This is a genomic window from Bradyrhizobium xenonodulans (assembly GCF_027594865.1).
GTDB classification, from domain to species: domain Bacteria; phylum Pseudomonadota; class Alphaproteobacteria; order Rhizobiales; family Xanthobacteraceae; genus Bradyrhizobium; species Bradyrhizobium xenonodulans.
On sequence record NZ_CP089391.1, the window covers coordinates 3,574,898 to 3,591,493 of the forward strand.

Genomic DNA, 16,596 nt, shown 5'->3' on the forward strand with positions numbered 1-16,596 from the left:
TCGATGACGACGGGCGGGCACGGAACTGACGGTGTCGAGCGGCGTGGATTGATGTTCGTACTGTCCTCGCCGTCGGGCGCGGGCAAGACGACGCTGTCGCGTCTGTTGATCGACCGCATGCCCGGCCTGAAAATGTCGGTGTCCGCGACCACGCGGGCGATGCGGCCGGGCGAGGTCGACGGGCGCGACTATCTGTTCGTCGACAAGGCCAGGTTCGACGCGATGGTGAAGGGCGACGAGCTCTTGGAATGGGCCACCGTGTTCGACAACAGCTACGGCACGCCGCGGGGCCCCGTCGAGGTGGCGCTGTCAGCCGGGCAGGATGTTTTGTTCGACATCGACTGGCAGGGCACGCAGCAGCTCCGCGAAAAAGCGCGCGCCGACGTCGTCAGCGTGTTCATCCTGCCGCCTTCGGCGGCCGATCTCGAGAAGCGGCTGCATTCGCGCGCGCAGGATTCCGACGAGGTGATCCGCAAGCGCATGAGCCGCGCCAGCCACGAGATGAGCCACTGGGCCGAGTACGACTACATCGTCATCAATCACGACGTCGACGAGGCCTTCGCCGAGGTGCAGTCGATCCTGAAGGCCGAGCGCCTCAAGCGCGAGCGGCGGACTGGCCTCGTGGGGTTCGTGCGAAATCTGCAAGGTCAGCTTCAGGGCTAGGCTGCTTCAGCCGCGGCCCTTCCTGCGCCAGACGCTCCAGCATCGCCGTGATCACGTCGACATCGACGGCGTCCTCGAGTTGCAGGTCTTCCTTGAGCTGCAAGTCTTCCTCGAGCTGCGCGTCTTCGTCGCGATCGGTCGGCTCTTCGTCGTTGATGCCGTTGACCGCGAGCCGGGGTGCTGATGCCTCGATCTCGAATTCGCCGTTGAAGATGTCGGCCTCGTCGAGTTCGTCCGCGACCTCGTCGGGGGCGGGACGGGACTGTGCGGCGATCCTGCCGATCTCGATGCTGAAGGCGGCAAGCTGTGCTGCTTGGGGACGCGCGGCTTGCGGATCCGGCGCTTGGGGCGGTGCGGCTTGGGGCTGTGGGGCTTGCGGCTTCGGAGCTTGCGGACGCGCGGCATCGAAATCCACCGGGCGCGGCTGCTGCGCGCGCGGCGCATCAGCCGCCGTCGCGTTGAGCCAGGGCGCACGGCCGTCGTCGAGAGCGTGAGGCTCGAAATTGTCCCAGTTGACGCGGCGATGGTCGGTCTGGACACGGACGCGTCCACCGGCGAAGCGGTAGACGATGCTAGCGAGGATGCCCGCGAGCGCGAGCGCGCCGCCGATGACGAGCAGCAGCATCTGGATCGAGCCGGTCGGCTTGTCGGTGCTGCTGTCTGCTGCGGCGAGGGCCACCGGGGATTTCGACGGCTTTGCGCTCGGCTGCGTGGCCGCGGCGACAGGCGCGGGCGCGGCCTGCGGTGCGGGCGAAGCGGTCGTGGTGGAGGACGTATCGGCCCAGCGCGCCGCAACGGCAGACTGCTGTGCGCTGCTGTCGGCCGTCGGGCTCGCGGCTTGTTGCGTCGGCGCCGGCTGTGCCGTCGTCTTCGGAACGACGGCACCCTGCGGCGTCAGATATTCGGCGCGTGCGTCCTGCACTGACTGCGGCTGCGGCGCGGCTGACTCTGCTGTCGGCGTATCGGGCGCAGCCTGCGCGGTCTGTGTGACCTTGCCGCCTTCGGCGCGCAGATACCAGCACTGCCGCTTGGTCGCGCGCTCGAGGCGATAGTGCCAATGCTGTCCCTGCGGCGCTGCGCCCTTCGGCGAGGCGAGACAGTCGCTCGCGGCATTCGCCGGGCTCGTTGCCGTTGGTGCATTCTGCGACACGGCGGCCAGTGGCGCGCCGGCGATGATGCTGCCGACTAGCGCGGATATGAATTTTGCGGTGCGGTTGCCCATCCTGGTCTCCCGGTTACGCATGACGCAACTCTTGACCTGCCCTTTGTCTTCAAAGACTTGGGTGGCAATGAGCCGCAAATCCGGAGAGGATGTGGCTTGAATCGGGCCTGCGCGGCGTTCGTTCCGCCGCGAAATCAGGCATTTTCGGGGGGCTATTGCTTGGTCGAGCTCCAGCTTCCGCCGCAGCCGTCCGAGCGGCGCCACGTTCCGGAACCGCTGCGGCCGGACAGGCGGCCCGCCCCGGTGAAGGTCACGCCGTCGCCTTGACCGAACGTGCTGACCGAGCCGCCCGCGCTGACGGTGCCGCGCACGCCTTCGCCGATGACCTTGCCCGAGCTGATCACGACCGCACCGGTCGTGGAACCACCGCAGCCGATGCTGGTGACCATCCAGGCGCCGTCAAAGCCGCCACTGCCGCCACCACCACCGCCGGCACTTCGCCGCGACGATGGGCGTGACTCCTCGGCCGCCGGCTTGCTCCGGCGTGCCGAGGGCGCGGGCTCGGCGGAGCGGCCTGAAGAAGAATCCTGGCGCGAGCCGGACAGCGACTTCTCGTCATTGCCGATCGAGCCGCCGGCACTGCCGGACTGTGCAAGAGCGGATGACGATGCGAGGGCGAGGTTAAGGAGAGAGACGAGCGCGAACGTGCGGATGGCGGCAATGGGCATGGGCAGACAATCCAAAATGAAAATTGTATCAGCGGCCGGAGCCGTCGGCACAGACGGATCCGATAATGCGGCAAGTTTTGCCAGCCTTGCCGCATTCGTCAAGCGCGGCGTCCCTGGCGCGCTGGACGCTGTCGCGCTGGACCAGCGACCAGGATTTGTCGGAGATCGCGAACGCGCCGCAGCTCTTGCCGTAGAAGGAAAGTTCGATCGGACATTTGGCGCCGGCGCAATTGCCCTTCGCATCCGCCACCGCCGCGCGCCGCGAGGCATGATTCCACGCTATGCCCCATTTGCTGCTGTCGGGCCCGTACACGATCGAGCCCCAGGGCTTGAGATCCTCCATCTTGCGCATCCGCAGCAGCAGGCCTTCGGTGGCCTCGCCGTTCGGCGCCATGGAAATCCGCTGCTGGAGCTTCGTGATCGCACGCGTCAAGCCGTCAGGCGTGTCAGGATCGAAATTGAGCTCGTAGAGCCGCTCGCTCAATTCGCTGAGCAGCGCGGCATCGCGCAAGGGCACGCGGTCGGGATCGGCGCGCAGGCGCTCCGCCGGCAAGGAATCGGGCTGCATCGCCGCGACCTGCGGCGGGGCGGTCTGCGTCGGGGCTACGAAATAGAACGTGCCGTCGATCGGCGAGGACGAGACCCAGGGCTGCTGCGCGCCCGACGTGGCGCGCTTCACGGCGAGGCCGACCTGGTTGAAGGTCTGGAACACGTCGAGGCCGGCGGTCCGCACCGTCGCGGCCAGCGCCTTGGTGTAGGGGCTGTGGCCGTCGCTGCCGTCCTGCGCGACGTTGCCGGGCTGCGTCGCGTAGGAGATCAGCGTGCCCTCGGGCGCGCGCATCTGCGCAAGGCCGCCATCGGAGGCGCGCAGGCCGCGCGAGCCAAACGGGTTGTTGCGGCAGGCGTCCAGGATCACGAGGTTGAGGCGCGTGCCGGATCCCTGCATCTGGCGCAGCACGAGATTGACGTCGGTCATCTGGAAGTCGACGTCGGCCTCGCGCGTCGGATTGGCGCCGACAGGCACGAGGTAGTTGGAGCCGGCGACCTGCACGCCGTGGCCGGCATAATAGAACAGCGCGACGTCGGCGCCCTGGACCTGCCGGCCGAAGCTCTGCACCGCGATGTCCATCGCGCCCTTGTCGAGATCGAGCTGGGCGCGTCCGCCGACCAGCGTGAAGCCGAGCAGGCCGAGCGTCTCCGCCATCAGGCTCGCGTCCTTGGAGGGATTGTCGAGCGGCGTGATGTTCTTGTAGGCGGAGTTGCCGACCACGAGCGCAATGCGCTTCTCGGCCGAGGCCGGCGCAGCCGTGACGGCAAACAGGGCCAGCGCTGCCAGCCCCAAGACGCGATTGAAAATCCTCGCGCGCATCGAAAATCCCCAAAATAATGGCGTCAGTCTAGCAGTTAGGTGCGCGGGCGAAAAGCGGGGCGCCGGGCCTTTGCGACGCGAGCCCGTCCTTGCTGAACGCTGTCAAACAGGTGGGAGGATAGCTGCGCGCAACCCGCGGTGGTTCGCAGTCGGTCCCGACTTCGAAACCAATCCTTCCAGCCGTTGTTGAATCGTGGCTGAGGAGATGCCATGCCGATCAAGGATCAGATCAAGAATTTCGCCAAGAAGCTGGTGGAGAATCATCCCGACACGGCAACGCTGCGCGCTCTGGTGCGGGCGCGGAAGCCGGCGACGATCCATTTCCGGGACGACGGCATCGTGCCAAACCATCCTCGTTTTCCGGTGCTGCTCTATCGCGGCGCTGTGAACCTGAGGTCCCGGCGTTTTCCACCCGACGTCATCATCGACAGGCTATTCGATACTAATGGCTGGGGCCGATCATGGCGCGACACGGTGTACGACTTTGTCCATTACCATTCGCAGATCCATGAAGTGATGGGCGTTGCACGCGGCACGGCCAGGATCGAGTGCGGCGGGATCAAGGGGTGGACCCTGAGCGTAAAGGCCGGGGACGTTTTGGTGCTTCCCGCAGGCACGGGGCACCGGCTCATCGAGTCGAGCCGGGACTTTCTCGTTGTCGGTGCCTATCCGCAGGACGGGACCTATGACGAGTGCACCGACACAAAAGAGCGTCCCGACGCCATGAAGCGTATTGCCAAGGTCCGCAAACCGAAGACAGACCCGGTGCTGGGATCTGGCGGGCCGCTGCTCAACTTATGGCGGAGGGAGGCATCGCGATCGTGAGGGTTCGCCCAAGGCATGGGCTTCTTCCCTGCTGTCATCCGCGGGAGCGCAGCCCGCATGCGGCCACAGGATACTGCGGAACAACTGTCGCGGGGCCACGTCATCCATGAGACGAGGGAGATGCCCATGAAAGCGCTCATTGCGGCCATCGCATTTGCAGCCATGCCGGGGCCGGTCATTGCCCAGAATACGGGTCCGGCTCCGCAGACCGGGATGGACAGGCCGGAAAATACGAACGGTGCCACGGAAAAAGGGACGATGGACACCACGGGCATGAACGTCAATCGGGCAAATCAGCCTGAGACGAAAGGTGTGTCCAGAGAACGCAGGACAGGCGACAAGAAGAAGCCGTAGGACGTCGCAGCCTTACGCGAGATGATGGGTATCGCCTCGCCGTTGCTGATGGGAGAAGCGACGGGTTTCGCAAAGGCTCAACCCACCTTGCGAACTTACCTCCACACCCTTGCCAGCATCAGCGCCAGACACCCCAGCATGGCGCTGATCAGTCCCACCATCGCGTAGGATTGCGCGAACACGCCGGTTTGAATGAACACCTGCGACGCGATCACGACGCAGATTGCGGCCAGCAGCAGGCAGCCGCAGCCGGCGGCGATCAAGAGATAGCGGATCGCGGCTGCGACGGGCCTTGCGGGTGATGCAGGATCGGTCATACGGGATTCCAACAGCGCGAGCAGCAGCGGGTTCCTCCGCTGCCGCAGAGACCATCACTCGCGCGCGCAGCAATCGACCAGTGCGCGCCAGATGCGCTGGGCTTCGATCGTTCGCTGAAGTTCGAGGGCATGGTTCTCGCTTGCATGGGGGGATGGTGCCTCGGGGCGTGATTCGCGTGGTGCGATCCAGCGCTCGGAGATCGGATCGTACCATTTGTCGAGAATGACCAACCTTGTCTCCTCTCTTTCGCCCCCGGTTCTGCCTATCCCATGCGCCTGTTGCTGGTGTTCTGGGTGATGTTGCCGTGGTCGGCCTGCTCGCGAATGTTCTGCTTCTCGTCGTCGCGATGGCCCTTGGTGGTGTCCACCGGAACCTGCGGCGCACTGCCGGGGCCCTTGTGGCTCTGGTTCTCGTCCGGAACAGGCTGCACCGTTTTCGTCAGCGGCTTCGTCATGAGTTCTGACTCCGTCGTTGCCTCAACAAGGAGCAAACGCGCAGGTGACGCGCGACGTTCCAACTTTTCGGGGCGATGTGATCGGTGCCGGGATGCGCGAGCGTGCTTGGACGAAAGACGCGCTTTAGCGAAACCGCCGCGTCACCATCGCCAGCACGAACACCGGCTCGCTGCCGTCGAACACGCTGAGCGTCCAGCTGTCGCCTGGCCGCAGCGCGTGCTCGACGTCGCGGGAGAGGCGCACCGCTTCGCGCCATGCGGCCTCGTCGTCGGGAAGCGCTTCGCCGGTCGTGTCGGTGTGGGGCTGTTGGCCCTCGAAATGAAAGAAGTACCGCGGCATGTCCGGCAATGCCGGTTACGCGGATATGTTCCGGCGTACGTCGCTGCGCGGATCGACCTAGCCGCTTGAGGCCATGCGTCCCAGCACTTCGCGAAAGTGCTTCTTGACCGCGCCGTTGCAGGCGCAGGCGCTGGCCTCCAGCGCGGGCGGATCGAGGATCAGGATGGCGCCGCGGCGGGTCGCGAGGATGCGCCTGGCCTTGAACGTCTGGATGACGCGGCTGGCATAGCTGCGGGAGACGCCGAGCATGGCAGCGAGCTGCTCATGGGTGAGGGGGATCTCGTCGCCGCCGATATGCTCGTGCGCCGCGATGATCCATTTGGCCGCGCGTTGCTCGATCGAATGCGACGCGTTGCAGGCCGCGGTCTGGAGCAGTTGTGCGACCTGGCAAGCGGCATAGCGCGACATGGTCTCGTGGAGCGTTGCCGATCTCTGCTGCGTCTGCTCGAGCACGCGAAGCGGCAGGCGCATAAACGAGCCGCCGACCTTCACGACGATCCGGGAATAGGCCAGCAGGGGACTGCGGCCCGGGGCAATGCCGATCGCGCCTTCGCGGCCCACCAGCAGGCTTTCGACCTCACGGTCGTCCTCAACCGGCACCGCGAACGACACGAACGCAGGGCCACAGGGAAAATGGACGACGGAGATGCCGTCACCGGCGTAATGCAGAACGTGGTTCGCGGTGAGCTCGACCGATTGCAAATGTGGGGCGAGCAGCTCGAAATCCTGGGCGCCGAGCGTGCACAGCAGATCGTTCTTGGGCCGGCCGGTCACGCTTCTTGTCTCTTGATTCTAACCCGGCCGGGAATCGGCGGCTGGCAAAACCCTACGTTTCCACGGAGGAACCGACAGTTCCAAAGTGAACACAACAGCTTACGGGAAATCGAAAAGTTCGTCGGCGGTGAGCGTCACGCGTCAGGCGTTGCACGCGGGGCACGCCTCGAACTTTGTTCTCGTCCGGAGAACTACGGAATTTTGAGCTGCGCCAGGTGGCTCTGTTCACGAGTGAACATAAGGCGCGCCGGGATTGGGCTAGCGTTGAGCTTGCCGAGCGACGGCCGCGTTCGCTCTGCCCGAAGGACCGCCGGCCTTCACCTCACACCACGCCGCCGAGGCCGGCGGGTCCAAGGGGTCATCCGAGACGGATCTGGCGTTCCGCCGACAGACGGCTTTGCGCCCTTTGCCTGCGATAGGCATCGATCGCCCTGTTGGCGAGCATGAGCGGCCGCCGTTCACCGGTCCTGAGCTGCGCTTCGATGGCGTCGAGAATGAAGTTCGCGGTCTCGTCCGGAGGGCCGAGCTCGCCGCTCTGCTCCAGACAAGTCCAGGCGATGAAGAATGCGCTTTCGACGGTGCAGCGTATGGACATGCGCTGCCAACGCGGCCCTGCCGCCGCCGTTCCGTGCGGGATTCCGGGATTTTCGTTCGCGTCAGTTCTTCAGCACGATGCGGCCGACGACCTTGCCGGCGCGGAGCTCGTCGATCCATTTCTGGACATCGCCCATCGGCTCCTCGCGCATCGGCGTCGGCTTGATCTTGCCGGCGCGGGCGAGCGCCATCAGTTCCTGTGCTTCCGCGAGCGTGCCGACCATGAAGCCTTCGACCGTCAGGCGCTTGTAGACCCATTGCACCATCGGCAGAGTGAACTGGCCGCCCATCAGGCCGGAGACCACGACCTTGCCGCCGCGCGCGGCCACCGCCACCGCGAACGCCATCGACTTCTCGTTGCCGGCGAAGTCGACCACCTCGTCGAAGCCGCCCTCGGTCTCCTTCAGGATGCGCTTGATCACGTCGGGCTCGGACGGATCGTAGGCGACCGACGCGCCGTTCTTCAGCGCGGTCTCGCGCGCGGCCGGCGAGAGATCGGCAACCGTGATCGGCTGCTTGAACATGGCCTGCGCGAACGACAGGCCCATCATGCCGACGCCGCCGAGGCCGATCAGCAAAAGGTTGCGCTGGCGCGGACGGTCGACGAGGCGCTTGAGCGCGCCATAGGCGGTGACGCCCGAGCACATCAGCGTCGCGGCCTGGTTGACGGACAGAGGATCGTAGTCGAGCAGGTATTTTGCGTCGGGCACCAGCACGTGGGTGGCGAAGCCGCCGTCGATGGAGACGCCGAGGAAGCGCTGCCTGGCGCAGAGGTTCTCGTCGCCATTGGCGCAGTCGCGGCACTGGCCGCAGCCGATCCACGGAAACACGGCCTTCCTGGTGCCGACGAGGCCTGCTGCGACGTCCGGGCCGACTTCGTCGACGACGCCTGCGATCTCGTGGCCGAGCGTGAAAGGCAGCGTCATGCCGCGCGTGGTGTCGAGCTTCTTGCCGCCGCCGAGATCGGCATAGCCGTCCTGGATGTGCAAATCGGAATGGCAGAGGCCGCAGCGCTCGATGCGCACCAGCACCTCGCGTCCCGTCGGCTTCGGCGTGTCGACGATGGTCTCGCACAACGGCGCATCGAACTTGACCAGGGACTGCCGACGCATCAACGCCATATTCCTTCCTCCGAAATTCTGATTTTCACGCTTGGCTGCGTATATCCGCCAATTCACGCGCCATGGCAACAAAGCCGGAAATGGGAATGGTCTCCGCGCGTCGCGTCGCATCGACGCCGGCGGCGGCCGCGAGCCGTGCCGGATCGACGCCCAGCGATTTCAGGCTCTGGCGCAGCATCTTGCGGCGCTGGCCGAAGGCGGCGGCCGCGACCTGTTCGAGCAGCTTGCGATCACAGGGCAGCGGCTCTGCGCGCGGCACGAGGCGCACGACGGAGGAGGTCACTTTCGGCGGCGGCACGAAGGCCGACGGCGAGATGTCGAACAGGATCTTGGTCTCGCAGCGCCAGTTGGCAAGCACGCCGAGACGGCCATAGGCCTCCTCGTCCTCGCGTGCCACGATACGCTCGCCGACCTCGCGCTGAAACATCAGCACCATCATGTCGTACCAGGGCGGCCACGGCTCGGTGGTGAGCCAGTTGATCAGCAGCTGGGTCGCGATGTTGTAGGGCAGATTGGCGACGATCTTCGCGCGTTCGCCTGAGAGCAGCGGGCGCGGGTCGAAGGCCATGGCATCGCCATGCACGATCTCGAGCCTAGCAGGGTAGCGCGCGGAGATATCCTGAAGCGCAGGAATTGCGCGCTCGTCATGTTCGATGGCGATGACGCGTCTGGCGCCGAGCGCGAGCAGCGCGCGCGTCAGCCCGCCCGGGCCCGGACCGATCTCGACGATGGTGGAGTCCTCGAGGGGAGCGGCCGCACGCGCGATCCGCGCGGTGAGATTGAGGTCGAGCAGAAAGTTCTGGCCGAGCGACTTGCGCGCCGACAGCGCGTGCTGGCGAATGACCTCGCGAAGCGGCGGGAGGTCGTCGATCGCGCTCATCTGCTTTGCGACGCCGCCATGCGGCTGGCAAGCGCGAGCGCCGCGATCAGGCTGGCCGGATTGGCCTTGCCGGTGCCGGCGATGTCGAAGGCGGTGCCGTGGTCGGGCGAGGTGCGGATGAAGGGCAGGCCGAGCGTGACGTTGACGGCGTCGTCGAAGGCGACGGTCTTGATCGGGATCAGCGCCTGGTCATGATACATGCAGACCGCGCAGTCATAGCCGTTGCGTGCGGCCTCGTGGAACATGGTGTCGGCGGGCAGCGGGCCTTTCGCCTCGATGCCGTCGCTGCGCAGCGTCTTGAGCGCCGGCGCAATCACCGTCTGCTCCTCGTGGCCGAGCGAGCCGTCCTCGCCGGCATGCGGATTGAGGCCGGAGACCGCGATGCGCGGCCGCGCGATGCCGAAACGGGATTTGAGCTCGGCGGCGACGATGCGCACGGTCGAGACGATCAGCTCGCTGGTGAGTTGGGCCAGCGCATCGCGCAAGGAGAGGTGGATCGTCACCGGCACCACGGCGAGCCGCGGCGACCACAGCATCATCACCGGCTGCGGCACGCGGCCGCCGTCCGCGGCAAGCTCGGCGAGGAATTCGGTGTGGCCGGGATGGCGGAAGCCCGCGCGGTAGAGCACGCTCTTGGCGATCGGGTTGGTGATGACGGCGCCGGCACGGCCCTCGCGGACGTCCGCGACCGCCTGCCGGATCGAGGCGAGCGCGGCCGGTGCGCTGGATGCGTCGGGCTTGCCGGGCACGGCCGTCGCGCGCTCGCCGGTTGCGACCACCGGCAGGGCGTCGGTGAAGGCCGCATCGGCCTCGCCAGGGCTCACGGAGGCGATCCTGACGTCGATGCCGAGCGCTTTGGCGCGCCGGGCAATCACGGCCTCGTCGCCGAGCAGATAGAAGGCGGGCAGGTTCAGCTCGCGGCGCCGGAGCCAGGCTGCGATCGTGATGTCGGGGCCGATGCCGGCAGGCTCTCCGAGCGTGAGGGCGAGGGGCTTTACGGGAGCGGTGGCCATCAGCGGTTGCGATATTCGATCATCGCCGCCTTGCGGAGATCGTCGAGATAGGCCTTCTGGGTCTTCTCGTACTTCTCCTGATACATCTTATCGCGGACCTCGCGCTTCTTCGGCGTGTCGATCATGGTCGGCTTGCGCGAGCACAGCACCACCATCTCGATGCCTGCCTTGGTCACCTCGGGCGCGGTCAGATGGCCGACCGGGATGTCGTCGAGCACCTTGCGCAGCGCCTCGGGCAGCTCCGCGCTGGTCTTGGTGACGCTGTCGCGGATGGTGGCGTTGGGGGTCGAGCGGAACAGCGAATTGGCTTCCTCGCAGCTTCCGACACGCGAACGATAGGTCTCGGCTTCCTTGTGGCGCGTCTCCACGAACGCGGGGGACGAGCCGCGCGGCACGATCAGCACGATCGGCTGCATCTTGTACTCGGTGCCCTCGATCTGGAGCTTGTCGCCGACGGCCTGCGCGACGTCGCGCTCGCCGACCATCAGCTTCTCCTTGAAGCGGCCGCGCACGAGGCTGGTCCAGACCATCTCGGACTTCATGCGGCTCTTCAGGGTTTCGGGGCGGACGCCCTTGACCTCGAGCGACTTGGTGAGCTGGTCCGGCGAGATGCGCATGCGCTGCGCCATGCCCTCGTAGGATTGGTTGACGTCTGAGATGGTGGGGTCGACGCCGTACTTCTTGCCTTCCTTGAGCTTCACCTTGTCGTCGATCAACTCGTTGATGACCTGCTCCCGGCTCGGGGTCTTCTGCGTCGTCAGCGTGTCCAACTTGGAACGCTGCTCGATGTCGAAATCGGTGATCGGATCGCCATTGACCATGACGACGATGTTCTGCGCGCGCGACGGCGCGGGCAGGCCGGTCAGGATCAGCCCGGCACTGATGGCCAGGAGAAGGCGGAAGACGGGCATTTGGGTCGTCATGATTGTCGCTCGCATGTCAGCCGGGATGCGCGTGCGATCGGGAACACGCGGCTGCCACTTCAAACGGGTTCACTGGAGGCCGGCGGAACTGCTGCTCCCCGTCGAGGTCGCGAGCGTGCGCAGGCCGATCTGGAACATGAACGCGTGGCTCAGCACGGGCGGCGTCGAGCCCGCAGAATAGCTATACGAAGTTACATAGTTCGCCGCCAGCACGAAGCAATCGTCGACATAGCCGGCGCCGAGCACATATTGGTTGATCTTGTTGGCCTCGAGGTCCCAGCGCGCCGAGCCCGTCACCACCCAGTTGGGCGCGACCTTGATCGAGCCCGTGGTCAGGATGCCCGAGCGGCGCGTCAGGTAGCCGAGCTCCGGCTGCGGGGCGTAATTGCCGTACAGCATGCTGACCGACCAGCGATTGAAGTTGGCGCGGCCTTCCGCCTCGAAGCGCTGCACGTTCCAGGTCTGCTCGTCCATGCGGGAGCGGACGCTGAACGTGTAGGTGCTGTTGGGCGAGTAGGCGGCGCTCGCCACGTAGTCGGAGCGCGGCTTGTCGAGGCCGGAATCGAGGCCGGTGTTGATGGAGTCCTGGACTGCGTAGGAGTTCATGCCGAACAGCTGGTAGGACTGCCCGAACAGCACCTTGACGGCGCCGCCCTTGTCGAACTGCGTGGTGGACTGCACGCCGACATTGGCGCGGCCGCCGCCCTCGACGCGGTCGTAGCCGGAGAACTTGTCGACGCTGAACAGGTTCGAGGTGTCGAACACCATGCTCTGGGCGTCCTCGTTGGGAAGCTTGCCGGCATAGGTCTCGTTCGGGCGGATGATGATCTGCGCGATCGGCTCGATGGTGGTGGAGCCCCAGGGCTGAACGTTGATGAAGGGATAGCGATATTCGAGGCCCACGGTCGGCATCAGGCGAAACGCCTGGGTGTCGCCGACGGGAAGATAGCTCGACACGCCCGGCTGGCTGGAGACCGAGGAATTGATCGCGTCCGCGCGAAGGCTGGCGAACGGCGTCCAGATCTGGCCGAACGGATCGGTAAAGGACTTGCGCCACTGCGCTTCGGCGGTGAGGCGGGTATAGGTGCCGGGGAAGCCGCGCAGTAGGCACTGCGACGGCGTGCGGGCGAGCGGGTCGGCCGACGCGGTCGTGCACAGGCTGTTGGTGTTGGCGAGCGTCGTGATCGGATCGAACACCGCCGTTTCACGCGACAGGTTCACGAAATTGGTCTTGTAGCTGAACTCGCCGCCGAAGACGGGGTAGTTGAGCACGTTCGAATAGTCGATCACGGGATAGACGACCGGCACCTTGTCCTGGTTGCCGGAGAAGCTCAACCAGTACATCGTGCGCGCGTCGAAGAAGCTGCGATTGCCGACGCCGGTCAGATAGAGCTGCGACAGCGCGTCGGTCGGCAGGTTCAGGAACGAGCCGAGCGGGTCGCGATACTGCGCGAGGCGGTAGTCCGACATGAAATAGTAGTCGGAGAGCAGGACGCCGTCCCAGCCCCAGACCCATTTGTCGTTCAGCGCGAACTGGCCCTTGGTCTCGACGCCGCCGCGGAACTGGCGGTCGCCAGGGAGCCCTGCGAACTGGCTGGGGTCGAGCTGGTCGATGCCGTAGACGCGGATCTGGTAGGCGCCGTCCAGCAGGCGCTGGCGGAACTCGGCCTGGAACAGCACGCCCTGCTTGGAGGTGATGCGCGGGCTGAAGGTCGCGTCCATGTCCGGCGCGATCGCCCAGTAGAACGGGACTTCGACGCCGTAGCCGAACGCCGTGTAGGAGGTGAAGCCCGGCATCAGGAAGCCGGTCTTGCGCTTCACGGTCGGGTCCGGCGTCGAGAAATAGGGCATGTACGCGAGCGGCACGCCGAAGAATTCGAGCTGTGCCGTCTCGAAATACAGCATCTTCTCCTGCTGGTCGTGGATGATGCGCGCACCCTTGACCTGCCACAGCGGCGGCTTCTTCGGATCGTCCTTACAGGGCGCGCAGGCCGTGTAGACGCCGTTCTCGAACACCGTGTAATTGCCGCTGGAGCGGTCGGCGCGGCTCGCGGCCATGCGAGTCTGGTCGGCGGTGTCCACGCGCAGCGAATCGACGAATCCGTCGCGGTAGTCGTCGGAGAGATCCAGGATCTCGGCATAGGTGATCTTGCCGTCGGCATCCGTCATGCGGATGTTGCCTTCGGCATGCAGCCGCTTGGTCTTCTGGTCGTAGATGACCTTGTCGGCCTCGACGCTGGTGCCGTTGTAGAACAGCTGGACGTTACCGACCGCGGAGACGCGCGAATTGTTGTAGTCGTAATCGACCTCGGTCGCCTGAACCAGCATCTGGTTGTCGTTGGCGGCCTTCGGCGGCTTCGGACGCGGCGGCAGCGGATTGTAGGTGAAGCTCTGGGCGGAGGCGGGAGCTATGAAGGCTGCGTCCATCAGCCCGCCGAGCGACGCCATTGCGGCGGCAGCCAGCAGCAGCCTGCGAACGGACAAGCCGACCCCGTTCGCGCGCATCACGATGCGGCGCGTCAAACGAGACACGGGCCCTCGATGGACGGCAGTCACTAACCGTCCTCCTGGTACAACAAGGCCAAAAAGCCGGTGAGGCCGCCCACCACCACGGGCAACCACGCCGCAGCGATCGGATGCATCAACTCAGCCTTGCTCAAGTCTTCAGTCACTTTCGACAAAACGTAGAGCAGAAAGCCTGCGCCCACGCCACTCAAAACCATCTTCTGCACGCCGCCCATCCGGAAGAAGCGCAACGACACGGAAGCCGCCAGCATCACCATGGCGGCCAGCAAAAACGGCTGTGCCAAGAGCTTGTGATACTGGAGTCGATAGCCGGCTGTCGCGAAGCCCGAGCTCTCGGACGAGCGGATGTAGCTCGGTAGTTGCCAAAAGGACACAGTCTCGGGTGTCGAAAAGCTGTTGCGGACCTGGGCCTCGGTCAGCGTCGTCGGAATCTCCAGCGTGGCCTGGTCGATCGGCGGCGAATCCAGCGAGAAGCGGCGGACGGTCTTGAACAGCCAGTGGCCGGCCTCGAGCGTGGCCTCGCGCGCCTCGACGCGTTCCTTGAAGCGCTGCGCTGTATCAAACCGGAACAGCGTGAGCCCCGTGAGTCGCACGCCCTGCTGCTCGCTGCGCGCCGCGTTGATGATGACCTGGCCGTCATTGGTGACCTGGTTGAGCCAGAAGCCGGAGGCGTCCTGAATGCCGCCGCCGGGGGCCGAGCCGAACAGCTCGGCTTCCATGCGCTTGGAGAGCTCGCGCAGGTTCGCCGACATCGGATTGTAGGCGACGGTGGCGATCACCCCGATCAGCAGCGCGCTGCCGAGCGCCGGCGCGATGAACTGCCACGCCGAGATGCCGGCTGCGCGTGCGACCACCAGCTCGAGCCGGCGCGAGAGGGCGAGATAGCACGTCATGGCGCCGATCAGCATGCAGAACGGTGTCAGCTTCTCGAGGAGCTGCGGCACCCGGAACAGCGAGGTCTCGGCCACCATGACCGCGGAGGCGGACGCGAGCCCCGAGGTCTTGCGCACCATCTCGATGTAGTCGACCAGCACCAGCAGCAGGAAAATGCTCGCGAACACGCCGAGCGCCGCGACGACGAAGCGTCCGGCGAAGTAGCGGCCGAGTGTGTTGGTGAGCATGCTCATGCGGCGGCCGGCCGTCCGAACAGCCGCGCTATGCGCGCGTTCGACCTGTTGATGGCCTCCACGAGGCGGGGCGGCAGCTCGACCACGATCCCGCCGATGATCATCCACAGCCCGACGCCGATGGCGCCGAAGACCATCGCGTATTGGACCAGCACCGGGCCGGGCGACTTCACCGCCATCACCGAGCAGGCAAATCCCGCCATGCGCAGGCCGAACACGGCGAGCACCGAGCCGCCGATCGAGAAGTTGCGGCTCTGGCGGGTGGTGCGCGGCGCGCCGAGGAAGGCGAAGGTCAGCACGGCAAAGGCGAACGGATAGATCGGCGCCAGCAGGCTGTCGTGCAGGGCCGAGCGGAACTGACCGGGAATCTGCTTGTAGACCGGGTCCTCCTCGGACGGCGAGAGCAGCTCCCAGAGATAGCGCTCGCGGATGCCGAGGGCGACGTCACGGCCCTGGTTGCCGAACTTCGACATGTCGAAGCCGTAGCGGCCGAACGCCACCAGCGCGGGATCGCGCTTGCCGGCTTCGAAGCGCTGGAGATTGCCGTCCTTGAGCACGAGGAACGAGCCGTTCTCGTTCTTCACGACCTCGCCATACTCGGCGACGATCGAGACGCGCTCGTTCGGGTCGCGCCGATCGTCGATGAAGATGCCGGCGAGGATGCCGCCGGGCTGGCGCTCGCGGATCCGGATTGTGAGATTTTTGTCGAGCTGGGCGAAGCGGCCGGGCTGAAGGATGTTGGTGAGAACGTCGGCGGTGATCTCGGCGTCCCACTGCTTGATCCGCCGCATGCCGTCGGGCGCGAGATAAGCCGCGATGAAGGCGACCAGCACCGCCACCACGCAGGTGGCGTAGAAGAACGGATAGAACAGCCGGAACGGCGAGAAGCCGGCGGCATTCATCACGATGATCTCGGAATCCGTCGCGAGCTTGTTCAGCGTGTGCGAGATCGCGATCATCAGCGCGATTGGCGAGATGATCAGGACGAGGGCGGGCACGACGAGACTGGTGATGCCGAGGAAGGTCAGGATGGTCTGACCCTGGCTCGTCATCAGGTCGATGCCGCGCAACGCCTGCGTAATCCAGATCACGCCGGTGAGGCTGACCAGGACGAGCGCAAACGACGCCAGCGTCGTGCGGAAGATATACCTATCTATCGACCCCATGCGCTACCGCACGAATCCCACCAAGTCCCCAAATCCGGCCGGAATTTCGGCTGTCCGACCAATCCCCGTAAGGGATCCCCAAGGTCGGCAAACCATCTCTTCCGCCGGCTTACTCTCTCACTACCATCCCTTTGATCCGTCAACAAAATGGCTGCCCCGTGGCACCCTCTCTATATGGTTAATATTTCCCCCGTTGTGGCCTCGCGGCCACGGAGGGTGCTTGGCATCTGACGGGCCGGTGGCCCATAGTGAGGAAAGT

The 16,596-nt window shown here is 65.6% G+C and carries 19 protein-coding genes; 3 read left to right on the forward strand and 16 right to left on the reverse strand.

The annotated features are described in order from the left end of the window. Window positions 1–3 precede the first annotated feature (3 nt). Window positions 4–663, forward strand: coding sequence for a guanylate kinase (gmk, locus tag I3J27_RS16605; RefSeq protein ID WP_270171348.1), 660 nt, complete (start codon window positions 4–6; stop codon window positions 661–663). On the opposite strand, the gene I3J27_RS16610 is transcribed toward gmk, so the two are convergent. The 3 genes from I3J27_RS16610 to I3J27_RS16620 form a co-directional block, all read right to left on the reverse strand. Beyond that, complete coding sequence (locus I3J27_RS16610) at window positions 596–1,885, reverse strand: hypothetical protein (protein WP_270171350.1); 1,290 nt, start codon at window positions 1,883–1,885, stop codon at window positions 596–598. The genes gmk and I3J27_RS16610 overlap by 68 nt on opposite strands. A 152-nt stretch (window positions 1,886–2,037) precedes the next feature. Further along, on the reverse strand, window positions 2,038–2,553 hold the full coding sequence (locus I3J27_RS16615; RefSeq protein ID WP_270171352.1) for a hypothetical protein: 516 nt from the start codon (window positions 2,551–2,553) through the stop codon (window positions 2,038–2,040). Between the two features lie 28 nt (window positions 2,554–2,581). Further along, window positions 2,582–3,922: a caspase family protein gene (locus tag I3J27_RS16620; protein ID WP_270171354.1), complete on the reverse strand. Its 1,341-nt coding sequence runs from the start codon at window positions 3,920–3,922 to the stop codon at window positions 2,582–2,584. A gap of 210 nt (window positions 3,923–4,132) precedes the next feature. On the opposite strand from I3J27_RS16620, the gene I3J27_RS16625 reads away from it, so the two are divergent. Then, window positions 4,133–4,747 (forward strand): cupin, encoded by a 615-nt coding sequence (locus I3J27_RS16625; RefSeq protein WP_270171356.1) that lies wholly within the window; start codon window positions 4,133–4,135, stop codon window positions 4,745–4,747. A gap of 126 nt (window positions 4,748–4,873) precedes the next feature. Next, a complete protein-coding gene (locus tag I3J27_RS16630; RefSeq protein ID WP_270171358.1) occupies window positions 4,874–5,101 on the forward strand; it encodes a hypothetical protein in 228 nt (75 codons plus the stop codon). Between the two features lie 95 nt (window positions 5,102–5,196). On the opposite strand, the gene I3J27_RS16635 is transcribed toward I3J27_RS16630, so the two are convergent. The 13 genes from I3J27_RS16635 to lptF all read right to left on the reverse strand — a co-directional run bounded on the left by I3J27_RS16635 (window position 5,197) and on the right by lptF (window position 16,337). Then, window positions 5,197–5,418 (reverse strand): hypothetical protein, encoded by a 222-nt coding sequence (locus tag I3J27_RS16635; RefSeq protein WP_270171360.1) that lies wholly within the window; start codon window positions 5,416–5,418, stop codon window positions 5,197–5,199. Between the two features lie 54 nt (window positions 5,419–5,472). Continuing rightward, the gene (locus tag I3J27_RS16640) at window positions 5,473–5,649 is read right to left on the reverse strand and encodes a hypothetical protein (protein ID WP_270171362.1); all 177 of its coding nucleotides are present in this window, start codon (window positions 5,647–5,649) and stop codon (window positions 5,473–5,475) included. A gap of 32 nt (window positions 5,650–5,681) precedes the next feature. After that, a complete protein-coding gene (locus tag I3J27_RS16645; protein WP_270171364.1) occupies window positions 5,682–5,873 on the reverse strand; it encodes a hypothetical protein in 192 nt (63 codons plus the stop codon). 124 nt (window positions 5,874–5,997) lie between these two features. Beyond that, complete coding sequence (locus I3J27_RS16650; protein WP_270171366.1) at window positions 5,998–6,213, reverse strand: DUF6894 family protein; 216 nt, start codon at window positions 6,211–6,213, stop codon at window positions 5,998–6,000. A 57-nt stretch (window positions 6,214–6,270) separates the two neighbouring features. Beyond that, the gene (locus I3J27_RS16655) at window positions 6,271–6,987 is read right to left on the reverse strand and encodes a Crp/Fnr family transcriptional regulator (protein WP_270171368.1); all 717 of its coding nucleotides are present in this window, start codon (window positions 6,985–6,987) and stop codon (window positions 6,271–6,273) included. A gap of 358 nt (window positions 6,988–7,345) precedes the next feature. Then, window positions 7,346–7,582 carry a hypothetical protein gene (locus tag I3J27_RS16660; protein ID WP_270171370.1) on the reverse strand — a complete coding sequence of 79 codons (237 nt, stop codon included), beginning with the start codon at window positions 7,580–7,582 and terminating at the stop codon, window positions 7,346–7,348. Between the two features lie 61 nt (window positions 7,583–7,643). Beyond that, complete coding sequence (locus I3J27_RS16665) at window positions 7,644–8,702, reverse strand: alcohol dehydrogenase (RefSeq protein ID WP_270171372.1); 1,059 nt, start codon at window positions 8,700–8,702, stop codon at window positions 7,644–7,646. A gap of 25 nt (window positions 8,703–8,727) precedes the next feature. Further along, window positions 8,728–9,582 carry a 16S rRNA (adenine(1518)-N(6)/adenine(1519)-N(6))-dimethyltransferase RsmA gene (rsmA, locus tag I3J27_RS16670; protein ID WP_270171374.1) on the reverse strand — a complete coding sequence of 285 codons (855 nt, stop codon included), beginning with the start codon at window positions 9,580–9,582 and terminating at the stop codon, window positions 8,728–8,730. Then, window positions 9,579–10,595, reverse strand: coding sequence for a 4-hydroxythreonine-4-phosphate dehydrogenase PdxA (pdxA, locus tag I3J27_RS16675; protein WP_270171376.1), 1,017 nt, complete (start codon window positions 10,593–10,595; stop codon window positions 9,579–9,581). The genes rsmA and pdxA overlap by 4 nt, the downstream gene beginning before the upstream one ends. Then, on the reverse strand, window positions 10,595–11,518 hold the full coding sequence (locus I3J27_RS16680) for a SurA N-terminal domain-containing protein (RefSeq protein ID WP_270171378.1): 924 nt from the start codon (window positions 11,516–11,518) through the stop codon (window positions 10,595–10,597). The genes pdxA and I3J27_RS16680 overlap by 1 nt, the downstream gene beginning before the upstream one ends. Window positions 11,519–11,587: 69 nt before the next feature. Beyond that, window positions 11,588–14,074, reverse strand: a complete 2,487-nt coding sequence (locus I3J27_RS16685; protein ID WP_370691959.1) for an LPS-assembly protein LptD — start codon at window positions 14,072–14,074, stop codon at window positions 11,588–11,590. Beyond that, window positions 14,074–15,171: an LPS export ABC transporter permease LptG gene (lptG, locus tag I3J27_RS16690; RefSeq protein WP_270171380.1), complete on the reverse strand. Its 1,098-nt coding sequence runs from the start codon at window positions 15,169–15,171 to the stop codon at window positions 14,074–14,076. The genes I3J27_RS16685 and lptG overlap by 1 nt, the downstream gene beginning before the upstream one ends. Further along, window positions 15,168–16,337: an LPS export ABC transporter permease LptF gene (lptF, locus tag I3J27_RS16695; RefSeq protein ID WP_270171382.1), complete on the reverse strand. Its 1,170-nt coding sequence runs from the start codon at window positions 16,335–16,337 to the stop codon at window positions 15,168–15,170. Before lptF ends, lptG begins: the two co-directional genes overlap by 4 nt. Between the last annotated feature and the right edge of the window lie 259 nt (window positions 16,338–16,596).

Bases quoted from the DNA above. Each gene is read 5' to 3' on its own strand.
- gmk (WP_270171348.1), top strand. From the start codon at position 4: ATGACGACGGGCGGGCACGGAACTGACGGTGTCGAGCGGCGTGGATTG.
- I3J27_RS16610 (WP_270171350.1), bottom strand. From the start codon at position 1,885: ATGGGCAACCGCACCGCAAAATTCATATCCGCGCTAGTCGGCAGCATC.
- I3J27_RS16615 (WP_270171352.1), bottom strand. From the start codon at position 2,553: ATGCCCATTGCCGCCATCCGCACGTTCGCGCTCGTCTCTCTCCTTAAC.
- I3J27_RS16620 (WP_270171354.1), bottom strand. From the start codon at position 3,922: ATGCGCGCGAGGATTTTCAATCGCGTCTTGGGGCTGGCAGCGCTGGCC.
- I3J27_RS16625 (WP_270171356.1), top strand. From the start codon at position 4,133: ATGCCGATCAAGGATCAGATCAAGAATTTCGCCAAGAAGCTGGTGGAG.
- I3J27_RS16630 (WP_270171358.1), top strand. From the start codon at position 4,874: ATGAAAGCGCTCATTGCGGCCATCGCATTTGCAGCCATGCCGGGGCCG.
- I3J27_RS16635 (WP_270171360.1), bottom strand. From the start codon at position 5,418: ATGACCGATCCTGCATCACCCGCAAGGCCCGTCGCAGCCGCGATCCGC.
- I3J27_RS16645 (WP_270171364.1), bottom strand. From the start codon at position 5,873: ATGACGAAGCCGCTGACGAAAACGGTGCAGCCTGTTCCGGACGAGAAC.
- I3J27_RS16650 (WP_270171366.1), bottom strand. From the start codon at position 6,213: ATGCCGCGGTACTTCTTTCATTTCGAGGGCCAACAGCCCCACACCGAC.
- I3J27_RS16660 (WP_270171370.1), bottom strand. From the start codon at position 7,582: ATGTCCATACGCTGCACCGTCGAAAGCGCATTCTTCATCGCCTGGACT.
- I3J27_RS16665 (WP_270171372.1), bottom strand. From the start codon at position 8,702: ATGGCGTTGATGCGTCGGCAGTCCCTGGTCAAGTTCGATGCGCCGTTG.
- rsmA (WP_270171374.1), bottom strand. From the start codon at position 9,582: ATGAGCGCGATCGACGACCTCCCGCCGCTTCGCGAGGTCATTCGCCAG.
- pdxA (WP_270171376.1), bottom strand. From the start codon at position 10,595: ATGGCCACCGCTCCCGTAAAGCCCCTCGCCCTCACGCTCGGAGAGCCT.
- I3J27_RS16680 (WP_270171378.1), bottom strand. From the start codon at position 11,518: ATGACGACCCAAATGCCCGTCTTCCGCCTTCTCCTGGCCATCAGTGCC.
- lptG (WP_270171380.1), bottom strand. From the start codon at position 15,171: ATGAGCATGCTCACCAACACACTCGGCCGCTACTTCGCCGGACGCTTC.
- lptF (WP_270171382.1), bottom strand. From the start codon at position 16,337: ATGGGGTCGATAGATAGGTATATCTTCCGCACGACGCTGGCGTCGTTT.